Genomic DNA, 23695 nt, shown 5'->3' with positions numbered 1-23695 from the left:
CGGAATAAATTTCCACGGAGCATCCGGTTTTGTTCGATCTCACGTCGCTGGCTCTCTTTCTGCGCGCCGTCGAAATGGGCAGCCTGTCCAAGGCGGCGCAGCAATCGCATATGTCGCTATCGACGGCGAGCCGGCGCATCGCGCTGCTCGAACATCACTTTCGCGTGGGGCTTCTGAATCGCACGTCGGCGGGTGTCGAGCCCACGCCGGCCGGCGAAGCGCTCGCGCGTCACGCCACGGAACTGCTGCTCAGGACCGACGCGATCTATAGCGAGCTATCCGATTACACGAAAGGCTCCGTCGGCCGCGTGCGCGTGTTCGCCAATATCTCCGCGATCAGCCAGGACTTGCCCGATCATCTGCGTGCGTTCTCCCAGCGCTATCAGGACATCAAGCTGCATATCAGCGAATTGCGCAGCATGGACATTCTTCAGGCGCTGCGCGAAGGGCGCGCGGATGTCGGCGTGGTGACGTCGCAGAGCGGCATGGAAGGCATTCGCCTCGCGCCGTATTGCACGGATCGCATCAGCGTCGTCGTGCCCGAAGATCACGTTCTGCAAGGCGATCAGATCGATTTCGCCGCGCTGCTCGAGCACGATATCGTCGGTCTGGACGATAAGGCCGAAGTCACGCGCATGCTCGTCAAGGAAGCCGCGCTCGCGGGCCGCGCGATCCGCTTTCGCGTACAGGTGCAAAGCTTCGAAGGCATGTGCAGGCTGATCGCGGCGGGGCAGGGCATCGGCGTGTTGCCCGAAGGCGCGGTGCGGCTCTTTCGCGAACCCATGCGTCTGCGCTTCATTCGCCTGACGAATCCGTGGGCCGAGCGCGTGATGTCGGTCGGCATACGCGTGGGCGCGGCGCCTTTGCCCGCGCGCAGGCTCTTCGATTATCTGAGCGGACTCGCGCCCGCATCGCTCGTCGCGCCCGGCGGGGAACGCGCCGCAAGCTGAGCCCTTGCGGATATTCGAAGACTCCCGTTTCCGGATTCGCACTTCCGCAGCAACAACGCCTCCGCTAGATTTCCCCTCAGATCAAACGTCGAAAACGAGGAGACAGAGCGCAATGGCAACGACACATCACATCGCCGTCATTCCGGGCGATGGCATCGGCAAGGAAGTCATGGTCGAAGGGCTGCGCGTGCTGAAGGCCGCCGCCGCGCGCTACGACATCGCGCTCGATTTCGACGAGTTCGCATCATGGTGCACCGAGCATTACGTGCAGCACGGCACGATGATGCCCGCCGACTGGGACAAGCAGATCGGCAAGCACGACGCGATCTTCTTCGGCGCGGTCGGCACGCCCGACATCGTGCCGGACCATACGGCGGTGTGGGAATCGATCATCAGGATTCGCCGCGAGTTCGATCAATACGTGAACCTGCGTCCCGTGCGGCTGATGCCCGGCGTGCCTTCGCCGCTCGCCAATCGCAAGCCCGGCGACATCGACTTTCTGGTCGTGCGCGAGAACACCGAAGGCGAGTATTCGTCGGTCGGCGGACGCATGTTCGAAGGCACCGAGCGCGAGTTCGCGACGCAGCAGGCGGTCTTCACGCGCACGGGCGTCGATCGCATTCTCGACTTCGCGTTCAAGCTCGCGCAGAGCCGTCCGAAGAAGCAGCTCACCGCCGCGACCAAATCGAACGGCATCTCCATCACGATGCCGTACTGGGACGAGCGCCTTGCCGAAGCGGCGAAGCGCTATCCGGACATCGCGACGAACAAGTTTCACATCGACATTCTGTGCGCCCATTTCGTGCAGCATCCTGACCGTTTCGATGTCGTGGTCGCGTCGAATCTCTTCGGCGACATTCTTTCCGATCTCGGTCCCGCATGCACGGGCACCATCGGCATCGCGCCTTCGGCGAACCTGAATCCCGAGCGGCGCTTTCCATCGCTCTTCGAGCCGGTACATGGATCGGCACCCGATATCGCGGGCAAGGGCATCGCCAATCCGATCGGGCAGATCTGGTCGGCCGCGCTGATGCTCCAGCATCTCGGACGCGGCGACGCGCGCTACGAAGCGGCGGCGAAGACCATCCTGTCGGCCATCGAAAGCGTGCTCGAAAACGGCCCGCGCACGCCCGACATGGGCGGCACGGCGAACACCATCGAAGTCGGCAAGGCGATCGCCGAAGCCGTCACCGAACATGCACTGATCACGGAGTAAGCATGGAATACCGTCACTTCATCGGCAACGCGTGGAAAGCGGGCGACAACGGCGAATCGCTCGATGTCATCGATCCGAGCACCGGCGAGCCGTTCGCGGCGATTGCACGCGGCAACGCCGCCGATATCGCCACGGCTGTCCACGCAGCGCGCAGCGCAATGGGCGATGCGCTCGACGGTCCGTGGGCGAAGCTCTCGCCTGTCGAGCGCTCGAACCTGCTGTTCGCCTATGCGAACGCCGTTCTCGAACACGCCGACGAACTCGCGCAACTCGAAGCGCGCGACACCGGCAAGGCGCTCAAGACCGCGCGCACCGATGCGGCCGTGCTCGCGCGCTATCTGCAGTATTACGCGGGTTGCGTCGACAAGCTGCACGGCGAAACGCTGCCCTATACGACCGGCTTTACCGTGCTGACGGTACGCGAGCCGATCGGCGTGACGGGCCACATCATTCCGTGGAATTACCCGATGCAGATCTACGGCCGCAGCGTCGGCGCGTCGCTCGCGGCGGGCAATGCGTGCGTCGTGAAGCCCGCGGAGGACGCGAGTCTGTCGATCCTGCGGCTCGCAGAAATCGCCGCCGACGTCGGCTTTCCGGCTGGCGCGATCAACGTCGTCACCGGACTCGGCAGCGAGGCGGGCGCGGCGCTGTCGGCGAACGAAGGCATCGGTCATGTCTCGTTCACCGGCTCGACCGCGACGGGCGCGCTCGTCGGACGCACGGCGGCGGAACGTCATTGCCCGAGCGTGCTCGAACTCGGCGGCAAGTCACCGCAACTCGTTTTCGACGATGCCGATCTCGACGAAGCCTTGCCCGTGATCCAGAACGCGATCGTGCAGAACGCCGGACAAACGTGTTCGGCGGGCAGCCGTCTGCTGGTTCAGCGCGGCATCTACGAAACCGTGATCGAACGTCTCGCGCAGCGTTTCGAAGCGCTGCGTTCCGGGCCGCCCGCGATGGACCTCGACATGGGTCCGCTCGTCAACGCGAAGCAACATGCGCGTGTGCGCAGCATCGTCGAGCAGGCGGAAGGTGAAGGCATTCGCGTCGCGGCGCGCGGCAAGATCGTCGTGGAAGCGTCGCGCAATGGCTTCTTCCAGGAAGCGGTGCTGTTTCGCGACGTGCCGCCGCAAAGCCGGCTCGCGCAGGAGGAAGTCTTCGGCCCGGTGCTCGCGGTAATGCCCTTCGACGACGAAGCCGAAGCCGTGAAGCTCGCCAATGGCACGAACTACGGTCTCGTCGCGGGCGTGTGGACGCGCGACGGTTCGCGCGGCCTGCGACTCGCGCGCAAGCTGCAGGCGGGCCAGGTGTTCATCAACAACTATGGCGCGGGCGGCGGCGTCGAGTTGCCGTTCGGCGGCGTGAAGGCGAGCGGGCATGGACGCGAGAAGGGCTTCGAAGCGCTGTACGGCTTCACGAGCCTGAAGACCATCGCGATCAGGCACGGCTGAGTCTCGCGCGGGTTCACATCATCATGGCGACTCTCAACATCATCGGCGCGGGGCGGGTCGGCGCGACGCTCGGCAATCTGATCGTCGCGAACCGCGTGCTCGATATCGGCGATGTATGCGACAGCGATCTCGCGCATGCGCATGAAGCGGTCGATTTCATCGGCGCGGGCCGCGCGCTCGACGACATCGCCGCGATGCATCCCGCGGATATCTGGCTGCTCTCGGTGCCCGATGCACGCATCGCGGACGTGGCGCAAGCGCTTGCGGCGCATCGCAAGCATGATGCGCCGACGATTGCCGTGCATTGCAGCGGCGCGCTCGACGCCGACACGCTCGCGCCCTTGCGCGCGCTCGGCTGGAGCGTCGCGAGCGCGCATCCGATGCTGAGCTTCGCGAAGCCCGGCACGGCCGTGTTCCAGTTCGAAGGCACGCCATGCGGACTCGAAGGCGATCGCGCCGCCCGCGATGCATGGAGCGAGATTCTCGCGGCCATCGGCGCGCGCTGCTTCGATATCGAGCCGGGCAGCAAGGCGCTTTATCACGCGGCGGCGGTCGTCGCATCGAACTTTCTGCCGATACTCGCGGCGATGTCCGTCGAGATGTGGCAGGCGGCCGGCATTCCGCAAGCGCTCATCGAAGACATGATGCACACGCTCACGCGCAATGCCGCCACCAACGTCGTTTCGCTCGGGCCGAAGGATGCGTTGACCGGTCCGGCGGCGCGCGGCGATCGCGCGGTCGTGGAAGTGCAATCGCAGGCGATCGGCGCGTGGGACACGGTATCGCGCGATGCCTACGACGCGCTCTCGACGCTCGCCACGCGCCTCGCGCTGACGGGCAAGGTGCGAGGGTAATTGACGCGATCAAACAGCGAAATCCGTCGAACTCGATGACTCACGCCACGCGTCCGTTTCGGCTTCGACATGCGCGTTCTTCTCCGCGATGGCCTTCAGCGTGTCGGTGCCGAGCGCGAGGCGCAGCGGCGGCGTTTGCGCAACGGCGAGCGTGATGAGCGGCGTGCGGTCATTGATCAGGGGATATCGCCGCAAGCCACAGCGCCTGTTGCAGAGCGTCGAACCGGCGCTTGCGATGCTCACGTCTGCCATCGCGGATGCGAAGAACGCGAAGGAAGAGATCGCCGGGCCCTTGCGCATCAGCGCGCCGAAAGCGCTCGGTAGTTTTTTCGCCGTCGCGCATATCCGCGAAGGACGTCTCGTACCCTTGCTCACGCGTCAAATGACGCAGCGCGAATCGATCTACATCTACTATCGGCATCGAACGGAGCGGCCGCTTCGCGTGCGAACGTTCATCGACTTCACGATCGCAAAGCTCGCGGGAAACGCCGATTTCTGCCTTACGCCGACGCAATTGCGCGCGCTAGCGAAATGAACGGCCCGATTCCCTGCGATATCGCGAAGCGCCGATTAGAATCCATCTTGCCTTTGCATCCTCCATTTCACGCAAGCTACCGGAGCCACGCAATGAAGATGATCAATGCGCTCAGATTTGCCGCCGTTGCATCAGCGATAGCCTTTTCCGTCAACGTATGGTCGCAGACCAGCGATGCGGGATCGACCCAGTCCGCGACGCCTTCGGCGAGCACGGGAAGCTCCAAATCGACGGCGCGCAAAGCCAACCGCGCGCTCAGCAAGAAGGTGTCTCAGGCATTGCAAAAAGGCGGCATCGACACGAACGGCATGAATGTGATCGCCAAGAACGGCGCGATCACGCTCGCCGGTCACGCAGCCGATGGCGAGCAGATCGACCAGGCGGCGTCGATCGCGAAAGGCGTGGACGGCGTGAAGTCGGTGAAGAATGTTCTGACGATTCAGGAAGGCGGGCAGTAACACACTGCCTCTGAGCGCGCGCTCGCGCATGTCATGAACTCGTTCCTGGATGTCGGCGATCGCGAACGGCAACGCCTGCCGTTTCGCGAATCGCTGCTCGCGATGCTCGGCATCGCGTTCGTCACGATGCTCGTCGCGCTCGATCAGACCATCGTCGGGACCGCGATGCCGCGCATCGTCGCCGAACTCAAGGGCTTCGATCTGTACGCGTGGGTCGCGACGTCGTACATGCTCGCGTCCGTCATCACGATTCCGATCTTCGGGCGGCTCGGCGACCTTTACGGACGAAAGCCGTTTCTGCTCGCGGCGATCGTGCTGTTCACGCTGGCGTCGGTGCTGTGCGGATTCGCCGACAGCATGCTGTTCCTGGTGATTGCGCGCGGCGTGCAGGGCATCGGCGGCGGCATTCTGCTCGGCACGGTGTTCGCCGCCGTCGCCGATCTCTTTCCCGATCCGAAGCTGCGTCTGCGCTGGCTCGTGCTCGTCACGTCGACGTTCGGCGTCGCCAACGTGATCGGCCCGACGCTCGGCGGCATGCTCACGCAGATGCGCGGCTGGCGGCTCGTGTTTTTCGTCAACGTGCCAATCGGCATCGTCTCGCTAATGTTCGTGCTGATGTTCGTGCCGAACCTGCATCATGCGAAGACGCGTGGACGGATTCAGCTCGACTGGCTCGGCGCGTGCGTCGTCGCGGTGACGCTCGGCGCATTGCAACTGCTGATCGAACTGCTGCCGAAAGAAGGCGTCTCGCGCACGACGATCGTGCTTGCGCTCGTCACGCTCCTGTTCGGCGCGACACTGTACTTCTGGGAAAAGCGCATGGGCTATCCCGTCGTGCCCGTCGACGTGCTGATGGACCGCAAGCTCGCCGCGCTTTTCGCGATCTCCGTGCTCGGCGGCTTCGCGCTCTTCTCGATGGCCTTCTACATTCCGCTGCTGTTTCAGGGCGGCTATGGCATGTCGCCGCACGATTCGGGCATGCTCATCACGCCGCTGCTGCTCGGCACGACCGTCGGCAGCATGATCAACAACCGCATCGTCACGCGCATCCCGCGTGCGAACGTGCTGATGTATGCGGGCTTCGCGCTTTCCGTGGCCGGCTGTCTCGCGCTCGTCTCGCTCGATGGTCACGAACCGCATGCCGTCTGGATGGCGTGCATGGGCGCGAGCGGACTCGGCCTCGGGCTCGTCGCGACGAATCTCACCATCTGCTCGCAACAGATCGTCGCGCGCGAGCAGATCGGCGCGGTCACGGCGTTGCTGCAATCGCTGCGCATTTTCGGCGGCATGCTGGGCACCGCGATCACCGGCGCGCTGCTCGGGCATCTCTATGCGCAAAACGTGCATCGTCCGCTCGATTCGTATCAGGCGACGCAGTGGCTCAAATCGTTCGCGAGCCCGGACCTGCTGATCGACCGTGCGGAACAGTCTGCGCTGATCGAACGCCTCGTCGCGGCGGGCCAAGCGGCCGATGCGATGACGATGATGCACTCGGCGCGCATGGCGCTCGTCGCGTCGATTCACGTCGGGCTCGTGGTCGCCGCGATGGCGGCGTTCGTCGGCCTCTGTCTCGCGTGGTTCGTGCCTGCGGTGCGCGTCGATTATGGCGATGCGAAAGGACAAAGCGCGTGACGTTTGCCGAACGACCATGCGAAACGGTGTCAGCGTTTGCCGCCGAGCGCCTTCACAATGTGTCTCGTCGGCTCGGTGGTCGCGAGTCGTGAAATTTCCGACATATGAACCCAGCGGCAGCGAGAGATTTCATTGCTCGCGCGCGGCTTTGCGTTCTTCGGCACATCGCAGAAGAAGACGTGATGATGCTTCTGCCTTCCACGATGCTGAAACAGGAATTTCGCCGACTTGCCCGCGAGACGCGTTTCTTCCTTGAGTTCGCGAAGCGCGGCGTCCGAAAGATGCTCGCCTCGCTTGAGCATGCCGCCGGGCAGCGCCCACTTGGTGCGACGTCGCGCCACCAGAAGTATCCGGTTGCCCTTCCGACAAATGACGGTGGCTCGCTTCCTCAAACCGACTCCGTAATCTATAAGCTATGTCCTGTCAACGGACCCAGTGTACCCAACCGTTTTTTCATTGTGGAGCATCCGATGACAGCGGCATTTTCCGTATTGGGCATGAAGCAAGACATGTTCCGCTCGCCCCGCGCAGCGGGTATGCATGTTGCGTAACCGGGTCATTCGGTAACAGGGAGCGATCATGGACGATCGAACGCGCATCACGGCCGAAGCCAGATTCGGCGATCTCGCGTCGCCGCTGATCGACGAGGCGATGCAGCACGCTGCCACGCTCGACGGAAACACGGACCCGGAAGTGCTTCACAAGCTGCGTGTTGCGTTGCGCAGGCTGCGCACTTTGTTCTGGGCATACCGGCCTTTGCTGGACGAAGAATTCGATACGCGTCAGCGCGCCCTGTTCAGGTATCTCGCGACATCGGCGGGCAGCGCGCGGGACTGGGACATTCTGATCGAATTGCTGCATGAACTCGATGTCGAAGGATTCGACGAAACGGTGAAGGCGCATCGGGCTAACGTGCTCGCGACGAGCATCGAAAATCTCGCCAACGCGGACATGAAGCATGTGCTGCTGAGCGGATTGAAGGAAGCGAATCATCAGCTCAACACGGGACCGCAACGCGTGCCGGTCGAACGGTTCGCGAAGAAGCGCATCGGCGCGGCGCGCAGTCAGCTGAAGAAGCGCATCAAGCGGGCGTTGCGCGCGAAACAGTCAGACTATGCTGCGTATCACGAAGTGCGCAAGGCGGGAAAGAAGGTGCGTTATCTGATCGAGTTTTTCGAGCCGGATATCCCGGCGAAACTGCGCGCCGAGGTGAAGAGCCTCAAGCGGCTTCAAAAGCGCTTCGGCGCGTTGAACGATGTCGTTGCGAGCCGCGATTTGCTTTCGAATTCACGAGGCGAATTCGCCGACGATGCCAGCGAAAAGCACGCGTTACGTGCGCTGAAGGCGGAGCAGAAACATCGCTTCAAAGCTGCGAGAAAAGCGATTCGTTGATATCGTCGTGATCGCATATTGGCCGAAAGGATGTTGTCATCATGGCGCGCAACGAATACGTTGTCTTCAAGGGCACGGTCAAGCTAGGCGTCCCCTTTCTTCAGGGCTATAAGGGCGATCCGCATTACGTGATCGTCAGCGAGGACGCGAACGGCAAGCCATTCGACATCGTCACCAACGTGAAATCCGATAGCTCGCTGACGGGGCCAGCGGGTTATCTCGTGCTGTATGTCTGGAATCGATACTTCGATCATCCGATGACGGCCGATCTCGACAAGCTGTCGGCGGGTGTGTCGACAGCGAACTTCCCGAAGCTCGACTATGTACACGATTCGCGACTCGTCGATCTCGACGCGATGCGCCCGATCCCGCTCGACACCAAGGACGAGAAGAACGATATCAATGCGCTTCTCAACGAGATGCTGCAACTGGACATGTCGGCGAACGGCGTCGATTACGTCTATGAAACGCCGAGCTATAGCGACGATCGCCTCGGATGGAAGCCGACGAAAGACGTGACCGTCTATGGCTTTGGCTTCCTGTTCGAGCCGGGGAAGGACGGGCTGCACGAGACGCATATGAATCAGGGCAACCCGAAGCCGGGCAAGGGCACGCATGTCAAGGACCACTCGAACGAGAACGGCGTGTTTCAGGACGGCGCGGTCATGATCGAAGTGGACGGCAAGTTTCAGGCGCTGTTCGTCGCGTTCCAGACGCAGCTCGTGCCGACGGACAGCCGTGGCCGCCCGATACCGGGCCAGTCGCATCCCATTCTGCATGGCAAGACGTGATCGATCGCGCGGGAAACGCGCAGGTTGACGTACGCGCGACGAGGGCTTTGAGCCGATTCGCGCGATGACAGGCACAATACGATGAATCCCCATCCGGATTGGCCCGCAGAGGCCGCCGGCCTTCGCTCATTCGTCGTTGTCATGAACCACGCTCATCCTTCGAAGAATTCCCCGCAATTCCTGCTGTTTCTGGTTTGCCTGTTCGCGTCGGCGGGGCAGCTCGCCATCGATATCTACGTGCCCGCGTTGCCCGCGATGGCGCGTTACTTCGCCACGTCGCCCCAGGCGATCCAGTCGAGCGTCTCCGGCTACATGGCGGCGTATGCGATCGGTCAACTGGTCTTCGGCCCCATCGCCGATGCGTACGGGCGCAAAAAAGTGCTGGCGTTCGGGCTCGTCGTCTTCACGCTCGGCTGCTTACTGTCGCTCGCGGCGACGAACCTCGAAACCTTCCTGCTCGCGCGGTGCCTGCAAGGCTTCGGCATCGCGGCGACCAACCTGCTTGCGAAGGCGATCATCACCGATTCGTTCAAGGGCCTGGCGCTGCTGCACGCGTTCACCTACATGTCGATCGCGTGGGGGCTCGCGCCGATCGTGGCGCCCGTGATCGGCGCGCACTTGCAGGAATGGTTCGGCTGGAAGTCGTGCCTCGTCTTTCTGCTCATCTATTCGATCGTGATGTGGACGCTCATATGGCGCTATCGCGAGACCTTGCAGAAGCCGGTGCGTCTCGCGCCGCGCACGCTGTTCACGAATGCGGGCAAGGTGTTGTCGAGCCGCGTTTTCCAGAGCTGTTTTCTCGCGCAAGGGCTGTGCTATAGCATCCTGCTCGTATTCAACATCGTCGGCCCCTTCATGGTGCAGAACACGCTGCACAAGCCGCCGACGTACTTCGGCTATCTCGCGCTCGCCATCGGCATGATGTATTTCCTCGGCGGGCTGTCGAACCGCGTGCATGGCGCGCGTCTGCCGAGCGCGGAGCAACGGCTGCGCATCGGCGCGCGCGTGATGGCGGGCGCATCGGTCGTCATGCTGCTGCTCTCGCTGACGGTCGGCCTCACCGTATGGACGTTGTCCGCGCCGGTGCTCGTGATGGGCTTCTGCGCCGGCGCGATGTACCCGACGCTGATGGCAAAGGGCAATTCGCTCTTTCCGCATATCGCGGGCCTTACCGCGGCGATTCTCGGCTGCTCGCTCTTGCTCGTGTCGTCGGTGATGATGGGTCTCGCGGGCTTCGTGTCGGTGCAGATTCTCACGCCCCTCGCGGCGTTCTTCGTGATTCTCGCGTTCACCGTCGTCGCGATGGTGACGTTGCTGCTGCGCCATCTGGAGCAGTCGCAGGCCACGGGCACCGTGCGGGAAGGCGTCGACGCAGCCTGATGCGCCAAAGCGGTGCGGCCTGCAATGCATTGCAGAAAAGCTTGTTTGTCCAAGTCTTTTTGAAGGCTTAGATTCGAGCTGTTCATGCATCGAGGAGGCGAGCCATGCCGCACTTCCTGACTCACTACTGGCAGGCGCTTTCGGGCCCTTCGCAGCGTGCGCGTGAGCGTTCGGCCAACGACGCTCACGCCGCGAGCGAAACCACGCGCGCCGAGCAGCTCGAGCACATTTCCGTCTACGCGCGCGCGGGATATTTCAACATGGGCTATACCGTGGATGCGTTTCAGTTGCCCGGAGAATCGCCGCTGCACTGAAGCGCACGAACGAGACTCACCGCGCGGCGCGCATCGACAGGCCGTTCAGCAGCCGTTGCAACTCGTCGATATTGAAAGGCTTCGCGAGTATGGTAAAGCCGGTGCGGCGCGCCTCGTCGAGCTGATCGGCGTAACCCGTCATCAGCGTGACCGGCTGATTCGGGCGCGTCGACTTGATCCATTCCGCGAGCTTGATGCCGTCGTAACTACCGGGCATCTGGATGTCGGAAAGCACGAGATCGAATTCATCGCCGGCTTCGAGCATCTGTCTCGCGGCGTCGCCTGACGATGCGTGGCGCGCTTGCCAGCCGAGCACGTCGATCACGGCGCACAGGCCCGCCGCGACTTCCTCGTTGTCTTCGACGATCAGCACGGTGGACGATGGCGCTTCGCGATCGACCGTCTCCACAGGCGGCGCATCCGCAGGCGCATCGACTTCGCCGGTCCAGTGCGGCAGATAGATGTCGACTGTCGTGCCGAAGCCCCATGCAGAATTCACGCGCGCCGTGCCGCCCGCCTGCTCGGACATCGCGAGCACTTGCGCGAGTCCGAGCCCAGTCCCGGCGCCCGCGCCCTTGGTGGTGAAAAGCGGTTCGAACGCTTGTTTTGCGACGTCGGTGCGCATGCCGACGCCGCTGTCCTTGCACGAGATCACGACGTATTCGCCGGCGCCGAGACCTTCATGCGTCGACGTATAACGCACGTTGTTGCACTCGATGCGAAAGTCGCCGCCGTGAGGCATCGCGTCCTTCGCATTCACGGCGATGTTGATGAGCGCCGAGGTCAGCTCCGTCGCATCGACGCGCACGGTCCACGTCGATGGCGGCACGCGCGAGCCGAACGTGACCTTGTCGCCCACCGACGCGCGCACGAGCGGCTCGGAGTCCATCATCCAGCGATCGAGGCGGATGACCTGCATCTGAAGCGGCTGACGTCGCGCGACGCTCAGCAGGCGGCGTGCGAGCGATTGCGCATTCTTCGATGCGCGCTCCACCGCCGCGACTCCCTTTTCGAGGCCGTTGAAGCCCTTGCGCCGCGCCAGTTCCATGTTCGACGTGACGACCATCAGCAGGTTATTGAAGTCGTGCGCGACGCTCGCGACGAGATTGCCGAGCGCGCCCATGCGTTGAAGCCGCCGCGTGGCCGCGACGGCCGAGCGGCGCAGCGCAAGTTCGCCGCGCCAGTTGTGCCATGCCGCTTCTTCCGCTTTGAGGCGTCGCAGCGAGAAGCCGATCAGCACCCACAGCGCGATGCACGGAATCAGTGCGATCGACGCGATCGATACATCGCGCCGCCACCATGCGAGGCGCACGTCATGAATCGAAAAGCCCGCCGCCGCGTAGACGGGATAGTCGCCGACACGCCGCCACGCCGCGAGCTTTTCATCGTTGTCGAGCGGCGATATGTAACGCATCAGACCCGTGGGCTTGCCTTGCGCGAATGCGCTCGCCAGCACCGAATGGCGATCGGGCGCATTGGGTGCGGACGCCGGCGGAAAACGCGCGAGCACGGCGCCGTCGTCGCGATGTAGCGCGAGCGTGAGCGCGGGATCGCTCACAATGAGTTCGCGATAGAAATCGAACAGATAATCGCGCCGCACGGCAATCGCGATTTCGCCGAGAAAGCGGCCGTCTTTCGCATAGCGTGCGCTCAGCGTGTTGACGATGTCCGTGTTCTTCACGCGCCCGCGCTCGGGCATGGAAACATGAAAGCTCGAATGCGTATCGCGCGTCGCGATGAAATCCGCACGATCGCTGACGGAGACATCGGGCGCGGGAAAAAAGCGGCTGCTGAGCACGAGCCTGCCGCGACTGTCGAGCACGGAGAGCGCCGCGATCTGTTCATGAGCCGCCGCGAGACGCGCGAGCTTGTCGTGCAGCTCCGACTGGCTGCGCGCGATGAAATCCGCGTCGCCGCTGCCGAGCATCTCGTCGATGCGCGAGATCAGTTCGCGGTTGATGCTGAAAACGGTGTTGGCCTTTTCGTCGACGATACGCACGAGCCGTTCGAGCGACTCGCCGGTTTCGGCGAATGTGCGTCCGTAAGTGTAGTAACCGTACAGGCAGAAAAATGCGAAGGGAATGACGATCGACGCAACGAGTGCAGCGAAGAGCCGTCTGCGCGCCGCGCGAAAGTCGAGCGGTGGCAGAGAGGGCAGGGTCTCTGCGGTGCCTGAAGCGGAGTGTTCTTCAGATTCGTTCATGGCGCGTTGCAAGGCGTGCGCGAGCGCCGAAACGCTCGTTTCGATGGTAGCACGCAGGTCTGTCATCGCCATGCATGAGTGCGCATCGGTCGTCGCGCAATCAGGCTGTGGTATAAGCACCGCATGCGCGCGCCCGCTCGCGGCGCGCAACGAACGTAACAGGAGCATGCAGTGAGAAGGACCGCCGAAAACAAGCTAAAGGTGGTCGCAGTGCGGGTCGATCCACAATTCGAACAACGGCTGCGACTTCTGGCGGAAGTGACGGGGCGCAAGCAATCGTTCTTCCTCCAGCAGATGATCGAGAACGGCATCGGCGCAATGGAAGAAACCTGGCTGCCGCCGGACGTGCTCGAACAAGTGAGGAGCGGTGCGTTGCCGCCGTTGCAGCAGGATCGCGTCTCGACCGCGGACCTCTTCGGCGATCAGGCCGATGAATGATCGATGATGGCGACGCCCCGATCGCGCTTCATCGCGCATGACGCGACATGCGAAGACGATGTGCTCGCGCGCATCGTCTTCGGTGCGGCGAGCGGCGGGCCGTGCATCGAAAGCGGTGTGCCGACGCTGCGCCTCGCGATGTGCGACGACTCTCACGACGGCTTCGCCGAAATCTGGACAGGCAACGGGCCGATCCACAGCGGACGCTTCAATGATCTCGTCTTCGCGCACGACGACGAGTTTCTCTTTTGCGCGGGCTTCATCGCGTCGTCCGGCCGCTATACCGAAGCCACGCGACAAGCCTATGGCGATGCGTTCGCGCTCGTCGGCGAGCGGGACTTCCCGAAGATTTTCCGCATGTGGAATTTCATCCCGCACATCAACGGGGCGAATCGGGAAGGGCTCGAGGTGTATCGCGATTTCTGCCGTGGACGCGCCATCGCGTTCGAGCAGGATTACACGGGCGCATCGGGTATGCCGGCGGCGACCGGCATCGGCACGTCGGGCGATGGCGTCGGCTTCTATTTTCTGGCGTGCCGCGCAAATTCGCCGCGGCATATCGAGAACTCGCGACAGACGCCCGCGTATGAATATCCGCAGCGATACGGTCCTAAGTCGCCGAGCTTCGCGCGCGGCACCTTGTTGGACGATACGTTGTACGTCTCGGGCACCGCGAGCATTCTCGGACACGAGACCGTGCACGAAGGCGATCTCGACAAGCAATGGCATGTCGCGATCGGCAATATCGCGCATCTGATCGGCATCGAGAATCTCGAAGCGCAGAACGTGAGCGGCGGCTATACGCTGCGCGACCTCGATCAGATCAAGGTGTATTACCGTCATGCGGCGGACTTGCCGCGCGTGATGAAACTCGCGCAGACCGCGTTTCATGCGGATGCGAACATCCGCTATGTCAAGGCCGATATCTGCCGCGCCGATTTGCTCGTCGAGATCGAGGGCATTGCTTCATATCGTCGTCGATCAGACTGACGCCGATTGCCTGAGCGTCTTCACGAGGAGGCTATACAGGCCGTCCACCGCTTTGGAGCCGCGCGAATCGCGACTGCGATAGACAGCGACTTCCATCGGTTCGAGCGGACCCAGGCCTTCATCGTTGCCCAGAATGCGGAGATGGTCCGGCGCGCTGCATTGCGTCAGCACCGCGACCGCGAGACCGCTTTCGACGGCGGCAATCTGCCCGGCCAGACTCGAACTGTTGTAGACCACCTTGTAGCGGCGGCCTTGCTGCGCGAGCGAATGAATCGCGCTGCGCCGCGCGAGGCTCGCGCTTTCATAGACGGCGATCGGCAACGGATCGCGTCTCCATAATTCGAATTGCGCCGCGCCGACCCAGACCATCGGCTCATGGAACAGCAGCGTGCCGCGCCGGCCGTGATCGCGCGATACGAGCGCGATATCGAGCTCGCTATTCGCGATGCGCGGAATCAGCGATGTCGATTGCTCGCAGATCAACTCGATCTCGACGCCGCTGTGCCGCGGCGCAAAGCGCTTCAGCACGGGTGTCAGATATTTGGCCGCGTAGTCGTCGGGCACGCCGAGGCGCACGCGGCCGGTGAGTTGCTCGCCCTGAAGCGCGACCTGCGCCTCGGCATGCAGATCGAGAATGCGCCGTGCATAGCCGAGCAGCGTTTGCCCGTCGTGAGTCAGTTCGAGCGCGCGCGAGCCGCGTTCGATGAGCCGCAATCCGAGCGCGCTTTCGAGCTTCTTCAATTGCATGCTCACCGCCGATTGCGAACGATGCACTTCGCCCGCCGCGCTCGACAGCGAACCCGCATCGACGACGGCGACGAAGCACTTGAGCCAGTCCATCTGCAAATCGTGTTGTTTCATGGGTCTGATCGGCGATTTCGAAAATCGAATGGATGATCTTCGAATTATGCGCTTTTCGTTCTATCGATCGCGGCACACACTTGGGGCATGAACACGAACGCGTCATCCTCTTCCCGTACAACCGCGCGCAGTGAAGCACGATCTGCGGCAGGCGCGTTGCCCTTTATCGTCGGCTGCGCGCTGCTCGGCACGATCGGTGTTTTCCTGCACGAAGCGAATGCCGATCCGCTGACCGCGACATGGTTTCGCTGCGCTTTCGGGCTTCTGGGCATGAGCGCGTGGCTCATCTCGCGCGGACAGACCCGCTTTCTGCGCCTCACGCGCAGCAACGTTCTTTGGGTGCTCGCGGCGAGCCTGCTGATGGTGTCGAGCTGGGCGCTCTTCTTCAGCGCGGTCGAGCGCATATCGGCGGGCGTCGCCATCGTTCTGTTTCATGTGCAGCCGATGTGGGTGCTGCTATTCGCATCGTTGTGGCTCAAAGAGGCGATCGGCGGGCAGCGCGTCATGGCCGTGGCAGTCGCGATGTGCGGACTCGTGCTCGCGACGGGCATCGCCGGACACGCGTCGGACGGCTCTTTGCAGCCCGCGTACTGGACGGGCGTGGCCGCATGTCTGGCCGGTTCGCTGTGCATGGCGGGCGTGACGATCACCGCGCGACGGCTGCGCGATCTGCCTGCGGGCGTGCTCGCGTGGTGGCAGTGCGCCATCGGCACCCTGTTGTTATGGATCTGGCCGATGCAGCACGGGTGGCCCGCATGGGGCATGTCGTGGGCGTGGCTCGCGGGCCTCGGGCTGATTCACACGGGCTTTGCGTACACACTGATGTATATCGGCATGGCGCGGCTCGACACCGCGCGCGTCGCCGTGCTTCAGTTCGTCTACCCGGCGGTGGCCATCGTCATCGACTGGCTGGTTTTCGATCAGCGTTTGAGCGGCGCGCAGATGACGGGCATTGCGTTGATGTCGGTGGCGATAGGCTTTGCGGAGCGCGTCCGCAAGGCGTGACGCAGATCCTTCAATGACGCCCGCGCCCCGCCTTTCGCGCGCGGTCGAGCATGAACTCGATGAACGCCAGCGTCGCGCGCGTGTGATGCCGGTTCGGCATGTAGAGCATGTACATGTGCGTGCCGAAGATGCTGAGCCGCCATTCGTCGAGCGCGGTGACGATCGCGCCGCGCCGCATGTCTTCCGACACGACGTAATCCGGCACGATGCCGACGCCGAGACCCGCGAGGATCGCATCGCGCAAAAACAGGAAGTTCTCGGAGATGAGGCTCGGTTCGAGGAGCACTTCGTGACGTTCATCGTCGAGATAGGCGGCGACGCGCGTCTGCTTGCCGACGACCGTCGCGGTGATCACCGGCACGACGCCCAGTTGCTCGAGCCGCGTGGGCATGCCGTGCGTTTCGGCATACGCGGACGATGCACACGCGACGTACCGCACCGGCCCCATGTCGCGCGCAACGAGACTCGGCGGCGGCTCGGGCATCACGCGCACGGCGATATCGACTTCGTCGCGCAGCAGGTCTTCGACGCGGTTTTCGAACATCACGTCGAGCACGATATCCGGGTACTCGCGCTTGAACGCGATCAGCCATTCCGACATCACGAGCTGTCCATAACCGCTCGGCACCGATAACCTCACGCGCCCCTGCAATCCTTGCCCGAGCGTCGATACCGATTCCTGCGCCGCGAAAAGCGCGTTGCGGATCGAACGGCCGTGCTCATAGAGCTTGAGGCCGAGCTCGGTCGGCTCGACGCGTCGCGTGGTTCGCCGCACGAGCTGCAGGCCGACGGACTTTTCGAGCTGATTCAGGTGATAGCTGACATTCGCGCGCGTCATCTTGAGGCGGCGCGCCGCCTCGCTCAGATTACCCGCATCGAGAATTTCGACCAGCAGCGTCAGCTCGTTGACGTCCACGGCATGGCTCGATTGTCAAAAGAGATTTGACAGTCTGTCAATCGAGCCTGTGATTGTCAAGGATGCCTGTCCCCGCGAGAATGCTTCCACGTAAAACAGGAACATCGACTCAGGAGACTTCATCCATGACGCTTTCGAGCGCGCCCGAAACCGCATCCGCGGTTCAACACGAATTACGCGGCAGCGTCCTTGTCGTGACGATCGACCATGCGCCCGTCAACGCACTCAACGCTGCCGTGCGGCGCGGTCTCATCGATGCAATCGAAGCCGCCGATGCAGATGCCTCCGTGCGCGCGGTGCTGATCGTCGGCGCGGGCCGGAACTTCATCGCGGGCGCGGACATTCGCGAGTTCGGCAAGCCCGCCGTGCCGCCGTCGTTGCCGGAGGTGTGCAACCGCATCGAGCGTTGCGAGAAGCCCGTCGTCGCGGCGATACACGGCGCGGCGCTTGGCGGCGGACTCGAAGTCGCGCTGGCGTCGCATTACCGGATCGCGGTCGCCGGCGCGAAGCTCGGCCTGCCCGAAGTGCAACTGGGACTCTTGCCGGGCGCGGGCGGCACGCAGCGCTCGGCGCGTCTGATCGGCGCACAGGCCGCGTTGTCGATGATGTTGAGTGGCCATCACATCGGCGCGGAGGAAGCGCTGCGTCTGGGTCTCGTCGACCGCGTCGGCCAGAGCGACGACGTGTTCGCCGAAGGCCTTGCTTTCGCGCACGAACTCATCGCGACGAAGGCCGCGCCGCGCCGCACGAAGAACGCGCGCGGACTCGCGGACAAGGAAGCGAGCGTGGCAGCGATCGCCGCCGCGCGCGCCGAGACGCAGAAGAAGTCGCGCGGATTGCTGTCGCCGCTGAAGATCGTCGATTGCGTGGAAGCGGCGTTGAATCTGCCCTTCGACGAAGGCTTGCGCTTCGAACGCGAGCAATTCCTCGAATGCCGCGAGAGCCCGCAACGCGCGGGTCTCGTGCATGCGTTCTTCGTCGAACGCGAAACGCAGAAGTCGCCCGAAACGCGCGACGCACAGCCGCGCGCGCTCGATCGCATCGGTGTGATCGGCGGCGGCACGATGGGTGCGGGCATCGCCGTCGCGCTGCTCGACGCGGGTCTCGCGGTGACGATGATCGAGCGCGACGAAGCCTCGCTCGAACGCGGAAGCGCGCATGTCGAGAAGGTGTACGACGCGCTGATCGCGAAGGGCCGCCTGACGCACGAATCGAAAACACGCGCGCTGCAACGCTTTCACGGCGACACGAAATACGACGCGCTCGCCGATGCCGATCTCGTCATCGAAGCCGTGTTCGAGGACATGGCCGCGAAGAAGGCCGTGTTCGCGCAACTCGATCGCGTGTGCAAGCCGGGCGCGGTGCTCGCGACGAACACGTCGTATCTCGACATCGACGAGATCGCGGCGAGCATCTCGCGTCCGCAGGACGTGCTCGGGCTGCACTTCTTTTCGCCCGCGAACATCATGAAGCTGCTCGAAGTGGTCGTGCCCGCGCGCGTGAGCGCCGATGTCGTTGCGACCGGTTTCGAACTCGCGAAGAAGCTGAAGAAGGTGGCGGTGCGTGCGGGCGTGTGCGATGGATTCATCGGCAATCGCATGCTCGCGGTGTATCGCGCGGCGGCGGATCATCTGATGGAAGACGGCGCGTCGCCGTATCAGATCGATCGGGCCGTGCGCGACTTCGGCTTTCCGATGGGACCGTATCAGGTCATCGATCTGGCTGGCGGCGATATCGGCTGGGCCGCGAGAAAGCGCCGCGCCGCGACGCGCGATCCGAACGCGCGTTACGTGCGTATCGGCGATGAACTGTGCGAGCGCGGCTGGTTCGGCCAGAAAACGGGACGCGGTTTCTATCGTTACGAAGACGGTGCGCGCACGGGCACGCCGGATGCGGAAGTCGAGTCGATCATCGATGCCGAGCGCGAGCGTGCGGGCGTCAAGCCGCGACCATTCACCGATGAGCAGATCGTGCGCCGCTACCTGGCCGCGATGATCAACGAGGGCGCGAATATCGTGCACGAAGGCATTGCGCAACGTCCGCTCGATGTCGATGCCACGTTGATGCACGGCTTCGGTTTCCCGCGCTATCGCGGTGGCCCGATGCATTATGCCGATACCGTGGGTCTCGACAACGTGCTCGCAGATATCCGCGCATTCGCGCAGGAAGATCCGCTCTTCTGGCGCGCGTCGCCGTTGATCGTCGATCTCGTGGCGCGCGGGAGGAATTTCGCGAGCCTGAATCAGACGGCCTGACGCGTGGCCTTTCAATCACTCATGGAATCGCAGTCATGGACCTGACATTCAACGCAGACGAAGAAGCCTTTCGCGCCGAAGTCCTAGCGTTTCTGCGCACATCGCTGCCAGAGCATGTTGCGCAGAAGGCGCGCACGGGCGAGCGCCTGACGCGCGACGACATGGCGCAATGGCACGCCACGCTCAACGCGAAGGGCTGGCTCGCGAATCACTGGCCGAAGGAGTATGGCGGCCCGGGCTGGACCGCGGTGCAGAAGTTCATCTTCGAGAACGAATGTGCGATTGCGGGCGCGCCGCGCATCGTGCCTTTCGGTGTGAACATGCTCGGGCCGGTGCTCATCAAATACGGGAGCGAGGCGCAGAAGCGTCATTGGCTGCCGCGTATTCTCGATGGCTCGGACTGGTGGTGTCAGGGCTATTCGGAGCCGGGCGCGGGTTCCGATCTCGCATCGGTGCGTACGACAGCCGTTCGCACGATGGAGAACGGCAGCGAGTATTACATCGTCAACGGACAAAAGACGTGGACCACGCTCGCGCACTTCGCGAACATGATCTTCTGTCTCGTACGGACGTCGCAGGATGCGCGCAAGCAGGAAGGCATCAGCTTTCTGCTCATCGACATGAATACGCCGGGCGTCGACGTGCGTCCGATCATCACGCTCGACGGCGAGCACGAAGTCAACGAAGTGTTCTTCACGGACGTGCGCGTGCCCGTTGCGCATCTCGTCGGAGAGGAGAACAAGGGCTGGACGTATGCGAAGTATCTGCTGACCTACGAGCGCACGAACATCGCGGGCGTGGGCTTTTCAGTGGCCGCGCTGAGCCGGCTGAAGGCTGTTGCGGGCAAGGTGCAATGCAACGGCCGCGCGCTCATCGACGATCCTTTGTTCGCCGCGCGTCTCGCGCGTGTCGAGATCGATCTGGAGAACATGAAGACGACGAATCTGCGCGTGATCGCGGCGGTCGCGGGCGGCGGCGCGCCAGGCGCGGAAAGCTCGATGCTGAAGATTCGCGGCACGGAGATTCGCCAGGAAATCTCTTCGCTGATGCGTCGCGCGATGGGTCCGTACGCGCAGCCGTTGATAGACGAAGCATTCGAAGATGACAAGGATGACGAAACATTCGATTCGGCGTCGGAGTACTTCAACAATCGCAAGCTGTCGATCTTCGGCGGCTCCAACGAAATACAGAAGAACATCATCTCGAAGATGATCCTCGGTCTTTAAAGGACGCGCACGATGAATTTCCAGCACACGGAAGACCGGCGGATGCTCGCGGATTCGCTGAACCGCTTCATCGCCGAGCAATATGGCTTCGATGTGCGCGACAGGATCGCGCGTTCGCAAGAGGGCTTCAGCCGCGATATGTGGCGACGGTTTTGCGAGCTTGGCATCGTCGGCGCGTTCTTCGATGAATCGATCGGCGGCTTCGGCGGCGACGGGTTCGATGTGTCCGTCGTGTTCGAAGCGCTCGGTCGCGGGCTCGTCGTCGAACCGTTTCTCGATACGTTGATCGTCGGGCGCGCACTTGCCTTCGCGGGCGATGAGCGGCAGCGCGAGATCGTTGCGAGCATGATCGACGGGACGGCGATCGCAGCATTCGCGCATGACGAACCCGGCTCGCACTACGAGCTTGCACGCGTGAACACGCGCGCGACCCGGCATGGCGATGGATGGATGCTCAACGGCGCGAAGGGCGTCGTGCAGCAGGGCGAACATGCGGACGTGCTGCTCGTGTCGGCGCGCACGTCGGGCAACGAGTACGACGAAGCGGGCATTTCGCTCTTTATCGTGCCGCGCGATGTGCAGGGCGTGAAGATGCGCGGCTATCGCAAGATCGATGGCGGACGCGTGGCGGAAGTATCGCTCGAAAACGTGACGCTCGATGCCAATGCGCTCGTCGGCAATGAAGGCGATGCCTACGCGACGCTCGCGCATGCGATCGGATATGGTCTCGTCGCGCTCGTGTCGGAAGCGGTCGGCGCGATGGATGTCGCGAAGGAGCACACGCTCGAATATTTGCGCACGCGTAGGCAGTTCGGCGTGCCGATCGGCGCGTTTCAGGCGTTGCAGCATCGCATGGCCGATGTGCTGCTCGAGATCGAGCAGGCGCGTTCCGCTGCGATCAATGCGGCGGCGGCGGTCGGCGCATCGGGTGTTGCGCGCGAGCGAGCGTTGTCGGCGGCGAAGCATTCGGTCGGGCGCATCGGCACGCTCGTCGCGGAAGAGTCCATTCAGATGCATGGCGGCATCGGCATGACGTGGGAGCTGCCGCTTGCTCATTACGCGAAGCGGCTCGTGATGATCGATCATCAATTGGGCGATGAGGATCATCATCTCGCGCGGTATATCGCGCTGGGGCGGGGGGCGCTTCGCTGAAGCTTCACTACTTCAAGCCGGGATCATACAAATAGGAGACAATGACGCCCTAGCTCGCAACCCAAGGACCATGCAGAGCAACAGATAAACTCGCGAGCCAGGTTCCCGGACCTCCAGATAGTGGCAACCGAAAATATCTACAACCCGAGTCTCAACGCACCCGCCCCGGCACGCGCGCGAAGCTCGACGCCGAACGTCATCGTGCTGTGCGGCACGCTCATCGCGCTTCTCATGGTGGCGCTTTGCGCGCTGGTCCTGTATCAGGGCCGGGTCGATGCGCTCGATCGCGCGCGCGACACGTCCCGCAATCTCGCGTTGCTCGCCGAGCGCGACATCGAGCGCAATTTCGAACTCTACGAACTGTCGCTGCAAGCGGTCGTCGAAGGCGTCGAACGCGACGACGTAATGAGCCTTCCGCCCCGCCTGCGCAACGACGTGCTGTTCGACCGGGCGGCCACAGCGCGCGATCTCGGGTCGATCCTCGTGCTCGACGAGAACGGCAAGATCATCATCGATTCGGGCAGCCTCGTGCCCCGGCCGGGCGATTTCGCGGATCGCGGCTATTTCACGGTCCAACGCGACCGGCCAGACGCCGGGCTTTACATCAGCGGCCCGTATGCGTCGCGATTGCGCGGCGGCGCGCCCAGCATCGCGTTGAGCCGCAGACTCTCGCGTCCCGACGGGTCCTTCGCGGGCGTCGCGATGCTCGCCATCAACCTCGAATACTTCCGCAATCTTTTCGCGGGGCTTTCGCTCGGGCCGCACGGCGCGGTGTCGCTCATCAATCACGACGGCCTGATGATCATGCGTCAGCCGTTCGATCCGCGCGTGATCGGCCGCGACATCAGCCAGGCCGATACCTTCAAGAAATTTCGGGCGGCGGAGCAGGGCAGCTTCAGCGAAACATCGTCGATCGACGGGAGGCGCCGCCTCTACTACTTCCGCAACTTCCCGAATCTGCCGCTCATCATCATGGTGGCCGAAGGAGAAGAGGACATCTACGCGGCATGGCGGCGGCGCGCGATCATCATCGGCTCGTCGATGGGCGTGCTCGCTATCGGATTCATCGCGTTGTCGTTCGTGCTCGCCGCGCAATTCAGGCGGCGCATGCGCGCGGAGTCGGAGCTACAGTTGCTCGCGCGCACCGATGGACTCACCGGGCTGCACAATCGCCGCACGCTGGGCGAGATTCTCGATCAGGAATGGCGCAGGGCGCGCCGCACGCGCAGTCTCTTTTCGCTGCTGTTCGTCGATATCGACCGCTTCAAGGCCTTCAACGATGCCTACGGCCATCAGGCCGGCGACGACGCGCTCGCGGCCGTCGCACGCTGCATCGGCGACAACATACGGCGGCCCGTCGATACCGCCGCGCGCTACGGCGGCGAGGAGTTCGTCGTCGTATTGCCCGACACGCCCGCCGACGGCGCCGCGAAAATCGCCGAGAAGATTCGCGCGGCCATCAGCGATCTGTCGATCGAGCACGCGGGCAGCGAGTTCGGCCGCGTCACGGCGAGCATCGGTCTCGCGAGCTGGCGGCCGGAACGCGACGACGACGTAAGCGCGCTCATTCGCGCGGCCGACGAGGCGCTCTACGATGCGAAAGCGCGCGGGCGCAACCGCATCATGCAGGCAAGTTTCGTCTGAGACGGTGGACGAAAGTTCGTCGCGCAACGGCC

At 63.3% G+C, this 23695-nt stretch carries 21 protein-coding genes and 2 pseudogenes; 18 read left to right on the top strand and 5 right to left on the bottom strand.

Features of this window, described 5'->3' with window-relative positions:
* The first annotated feature begins 29 nt into the window (after nt 1-29).
* The 4 genes from BG60_RS03380 to BG60_RS03365 all read left to right on the top strand — a co-directional run bounded on the left by BG60_RS03380 (nt 30) and on the right by BG60_RS03365 (nt 4471).
* The gene (locus BG60_RS03380; RefSeq protein ID WP_008347062.1) at nt 30-950 is read left to right on the top strand and encodes a LysR family transcriptional regulator; all 921 of its coding nucleotides are present in this window, start codon (nt 30-32) and stop codon (nt 948-950) included.
* Nucleotides 951-1062: 112 nt separating this feature from the next.
* On the top strand, nt 1063-2166 hold the full coding sequence (locus BG60_RS03375) for a tartrate dehydrogenase (protein ID WP_008347060.1): 1104 nt from the start codon (nt 1063-1065) through the stop codon (nt 2164-2166).
* Nucleotides 2167-2168: 2 nt separating this feature from the next.
* On the top strand, nt 2169-3617 hold the full coding sequence (locus BG60_RS03370) for an aldehyde dehydrogenase family protein (protein WP_008347058.1): 1449 nt from the start codon (nt 2169-2171) through the stop codon (nt 3615-3617).
* Nucleotides 3618-3640: 23 nt separating this feature from the next.
* Entirely contained in the window at nt 3641-4471 is an 831-nt protein-coding gene (locus BG60_RS03365; protein WP_008347056.1) for a Rossmann-like and DUF2520 domain-containing protein, read from the top strand.
* Between the two features lie 9 nt (nt 4472-4480).
* Here BG60_RS03365 and BG60_RS38105 read toward each other — a convergent pair.
* A pseudogene (locus BG60_RS38105) lies at nt 4481-4636 on the bottom strand (short-chain dehydrogenase/reductase); the annotation flags it as partial.
* Between the two features lie 151 nt (nt 4637-4787).
* On the opposite strand from BG60_RS38105, the pseudogene BG60_RS03355 reads away from it, so the two are divergent.
* From BG60_RS03355 to BG60_RS03345, 3 genes and pseudogenes are all read left to right on the top strand, one after another.
* Nucleotides 4788-5006, top strand: a pseudogene (locus BG60_RS03355) (LysR family transcriptional regulator); the annotation flags it as partial.
* A gap of 92 nt (nt 5007-5098) precedes the next feature.
* Nucleotides 5099-5464 carry a BON domain-containing protein gene (locus tag BG60_RS03350; protein ID WP_008347050.1) on the top strand — a complete coding sequence of 122 codons (366 nt, stop codon included), beginning with the start codon at nt 5099-5101 and terminating at the stop codon, nt 5462-5464.
* 33 nt (nt 5465-5497) lie between these two features.
* Nucleotides 5498-7096 carry an MFS transporter gene (locus BG60_RS03345; RefSeq protein WP_008347047.1) on the top strand — a complete coding sequence of 533 codons (1599 nt, stop codon included), beginning with the start codon at nt 5498-5500 and terminating at the stop codon, nt 7094-7096.
* Between the two features lie 29 nt (nt 7097-7125).
* On the opposite strand, the gene BG60_RS03340 is transcribed toward BG60_RS03345, so the two are convergent.
* On the bottom strand, nt 7126-7488 hold the full coding sequence (locus BG60_RS03340; protein ID WP_034470223.1) for an NUDIX hydrolase: 363 nt from the start codon (nt 7486-7488) through the stop codon (nt 7126-7128).
* Between the two features lie 187 nt (nt 7489-7675).
* Here BG60_RS03340 and BG60_RS03335 point away from each other — a divergent pair, with 187 nt between their 5' ends.
* The 4 genes from BG60_RS03335 (at nt 7676) to BG60_RS03320 (ending at nt 10973) form a co-directional block, all read left to right on the top strand.
* On the top strand, nt 7676-8488 hold the full coding sequence (locus BG60_RS03335; RefSeq protein WP_008347044.1) for a CHAD domain-containing protein: 813 nt from the start codon (nt 7676-7678) through the stop codon (nt 8486-8488).
* A 41-nt stretch (nt 8489-8529) separates the two neighbouring features.
* On the top strand, nt 8530-9279 hold the full coding sequence (locus BG60_RS03330) for a DUF2278 family protein (protein WP_034470221.1): 750 nt from the start codon (nt 8530-8532) through the stop codon (nt 9277-9279).
* Between the two features lie 141 nt (nt 9280-9420).
* Nucleotides 9421-10659 carry a multidrug effflux MFS transporter gene (locus BG60_RS03325; protein ID WP_051078977.1) on the top strand — a complete coding sequence of 413 codons (1239 nt, stop codon included), beginning with the start codon at nt 9421-9423 and terminating at the stop codon, nt 10657-10659.
* A 104-nt stretch (nt 10660-10763) separates the two neighbouring features.
* A complete protein-coding gene (locus BG60_RS03320) occupies nt 10764-10973 on the top strand; it encodes a hypothetical protein (protein ID WP_008347038.1) in 210 nt (69 codons plus the stop codon).
* A gap of 16 nt (nt 10974-10989) precedes the next feature.
* Here the strand turns inward: BG60_RS03320 and BG60_RS03315 are convergent, their stop codons facing one another.
* On the bottom strand, nt 10990-13176 hold the full coding sequence (locus BG60_RS03315) for a hybrid sensor histidine kinase/response regulator (RefSeq protein ID WP_063936105.1): 2187 nt from the start codon (nt 13174-13176) through the stop codon (nt 10990-10992).
* 171 nt (nt 13177-13347) lie between these two features.
* On the opposite strand from BG60_RS03315, the gene BG60_RS03310 reads away from it, so the two are divergent.
* Complete coding sequence (locus tag BG60_RS03310) at nt 13348-13614, top strand: hypothetical protein (protein WP_033536447.1); 267 nt, start codon at nt 13348-13350, stop codon at nt 13612-13614.
* Nucleotides 13615-13617: 3 nt separating this feature from the next.
* Nucleotides 13618-14604, top strand: coding sequence for an FkbO/Hyg5 family chorismatase (locus BG60_RS03305; protein WP_144403714.1), 987 nt, complete (start codon nt 13618-13620; stop codon nt 14602-14604).
* Here BG60_RS03305 and BG60_RS03300 read toward each other — a convergent pair.
* Nucleotides 14596-15465: a LysR family transcriptional regulator gene (locus BG60_RS03300; protein WP_008347029.1), complete on the bottom strand. Its 870-nt coding sequence runs from the start codon at nt 15463-15465 to the stop codon at nt 14596-14598. The two genes, BG60_RS03305 and BG60_RS03300, sit on opposite strands and share 9 nt — an antisense overlap.
* Nucleotides 15466-15621: 156 nt before the next feature.
* Between BG60_RS03300 and BG60_RS03295 the strand changes: the two genes are divergently transcribed.
* Nucleotides 15622-16470 (top strand): DMT family transporter, encoded by an 849-nt coding sequence (locus tag BG60_RS03295; RefSeq protein ID WP_008347028.1) that lies wholly within the window; start codon nt 15622-15624, stop codon nt 16468-16470.
* Nucleotides 16471-16480: 10 nt separating this feature from the next.
* Here the strand turns inward: BG60_RS03295 and BG60_RS03290 are convergent, their stop codons facing one another.
* Nucleotides 16481-17386: a LysR family transcriptional regulator gene (locus tag BG60_RS03290; protein WP_008347026.1), complete on the bottom strand. Its 906-nt coding sequence runs from the start codon at nt 17384-17386 to the stop codon at nt 16481-16483.
* A gap of 125 nt (nt 17387-17511) precedes the next feature.
* Here BG60_RS03290 and BG60_RS03285 point away from each other — a divergent pair, with 125 nt between their 5' ends.
* The 4 genes from BG60_RS03285 to BG60_RS03270 all read left to right on the top strand — a co-directional run bounded on the left by BG60_RS03285 (nt 17512) and on the right by BG60_RS03270 (nt 23663).
* Nucleotides 17512-19641, top strand: a complete 2130-nt coding sequence (locus BG60_RS03285; RefSeq protein WP_008347024.1) for a 3-hydroxyacyl-CoA dehydrogenase NAD-binding domain-containing protein — start codon at nt 17512-17514, stop codon at nt 19639-19641.
* Between the two features lie 35 nt (nt 19642-19676).
* Nucleotides 19677-20867, top strand: a complete 1191-nt coding sequence (locus BG60_RS03280) for an acyl-CoA dehydrogenase family protein (protein ID WP_008347023.1) — start codon at nt 19677-19679, stop codon at nt 20865-20867.
* Nucleotides 20868-20879: 12 nt separating this feature from the next.
* Complete coding sequence (locus tag BG60_RS03275; RefSeq protein WP_008347021.1) at nt 20880-22019, top strand: acyl-CoA dehydrogenase family protein; 1140 nt, start codon at nt 20880-20882, stop codon at nt 22017-22019.
* Between the two features lie 120 nt (nt 22020-22139).
* Complete coding sequence (locus tag BG60_RS03270; RefSeq protein WP_051996395.1) at nt 22140-23663, top strand: sensor domain-containing diguanylate cyclase; 1524 nt, start codon at nt 22140-22142, stop codon at nt 23661-23663.
* Nucleotides 23664-23695: the final 32 nt, after the last annotated feature.

Source organism: Caballeronia zhejiangensis, from assembly GCF_000698575.1.
In the GTDB taxonomy this organism is placed as follows: domain Bacteria; phylum Pseudomonadota; class Gammaproteobacteria; order Burkholderiales; family Burkholderiaceae; genus Caballeronia; species Caballeronia zhejiangensis.
The sequence above is the reverse complement of the archived record's forward strand: the minus strand, read 5'-3'. Positions and strand labels throughout refer to the sequence as shown.

Coding starts and splice junctions, on each gene's coding strand:
- BG60_RS03375 (WP_008347060.1), top strand. CDS start 1,063: ATGGCAACGACACATCACATCGCCGTCATTCCGGGCGATGGCATCGGC.
- BG60_RS03370 (WP_008347058.1), top strand. CDS start 2,169: ATGGAATACCGTCACTTCATCGGCAACGCGTGGAAAGCGGGCGACAAC.
- BG60_RS03365 (WP_008347056.1), top strand. CDS start 3,641: ATGGCGACTCTCAACATCATCGGCGCGGGGCGGGTCGGCGCGACGCTC.
- BG60_RS03350 (WP_008347050.1), top strand. CDS start 5,099: ATGAAGATGATCAATGCGCTCAGATTTGCCGCCGTTGCATCAGCGATA.
- BG60_RS03345 (WP_008347047.1), top strand. CDS start 5,498: ATGAACTCGTTCCTGGATGTCGGCGATCGCGAACGGCAACGCCTGCCG.
- BG60_RS03335 (WP_008347044.1), top strand. CDS start 7,676: ATGGACGATCGAACGCGCATCACGGCCGAAGCCAGATTCGGCGATCTC.
- BG60_RS03330 (WP_034470221.1), top strand. CDS start 8,530: ATGGCGCGCAACGAATACGTTGTCTTCAAGGGCACGGTCAAGCTAGGC.
- BG60_RS03325 (WP_051078977.1), top strand. CDS start 9,421: ATGAACCACGCTCATCCTTCGAAGAATTCCCCGCAATTCCTGCTGTTT.
- BG60_RS03320 (WP_008347038.1), top strand. CDS start 10,764: ATGCCGCACTTCCTGACTCACTACTGGCAGGCGCTTTCGGGCCCTTCG.
- BG60_RS03315 (WP_063936105.1), bottom strand. CDS start 13,176: ATGAACGAATCTGAAGAACACTCCGCTTCAGGCACCGCAGAGACCCTG.
- BG60_RS03305 (WP_144403714.1), top strand. CDS start 13,618: ATGATGGCGACGCCCCGATCGCGCTTCATCGCGCATGACGCGACATGC.
- BG60_RS03300 (WP_008347029.1), bottom strand. CDS start 15,465: ATGAAACAACACGATTTGCAGATGGACTGGCTCAAGTGCTTCGTCGCC.
- BG60_RS03285 (WP_008347024.1), top strand. CDS start 17,512: ATGACGCTTTCGAGCGCGCCCGAAACCGCATCCGCGGTTCAACACGAA.
- BG60_RS03280 (WP_008347023.1), top strand. CDS start 19,677: ATGGACCTGACATTCAACGCAGACGAAGAAGCCTTTCGCGCCGAAGTC.
- BG60_RS03275 (WP_008347021.1), top strand. CDS start 20,880: ATGAATTTCCAGCACACGGAAGACCGGCGGATGCTCGCGGATTCGCTG.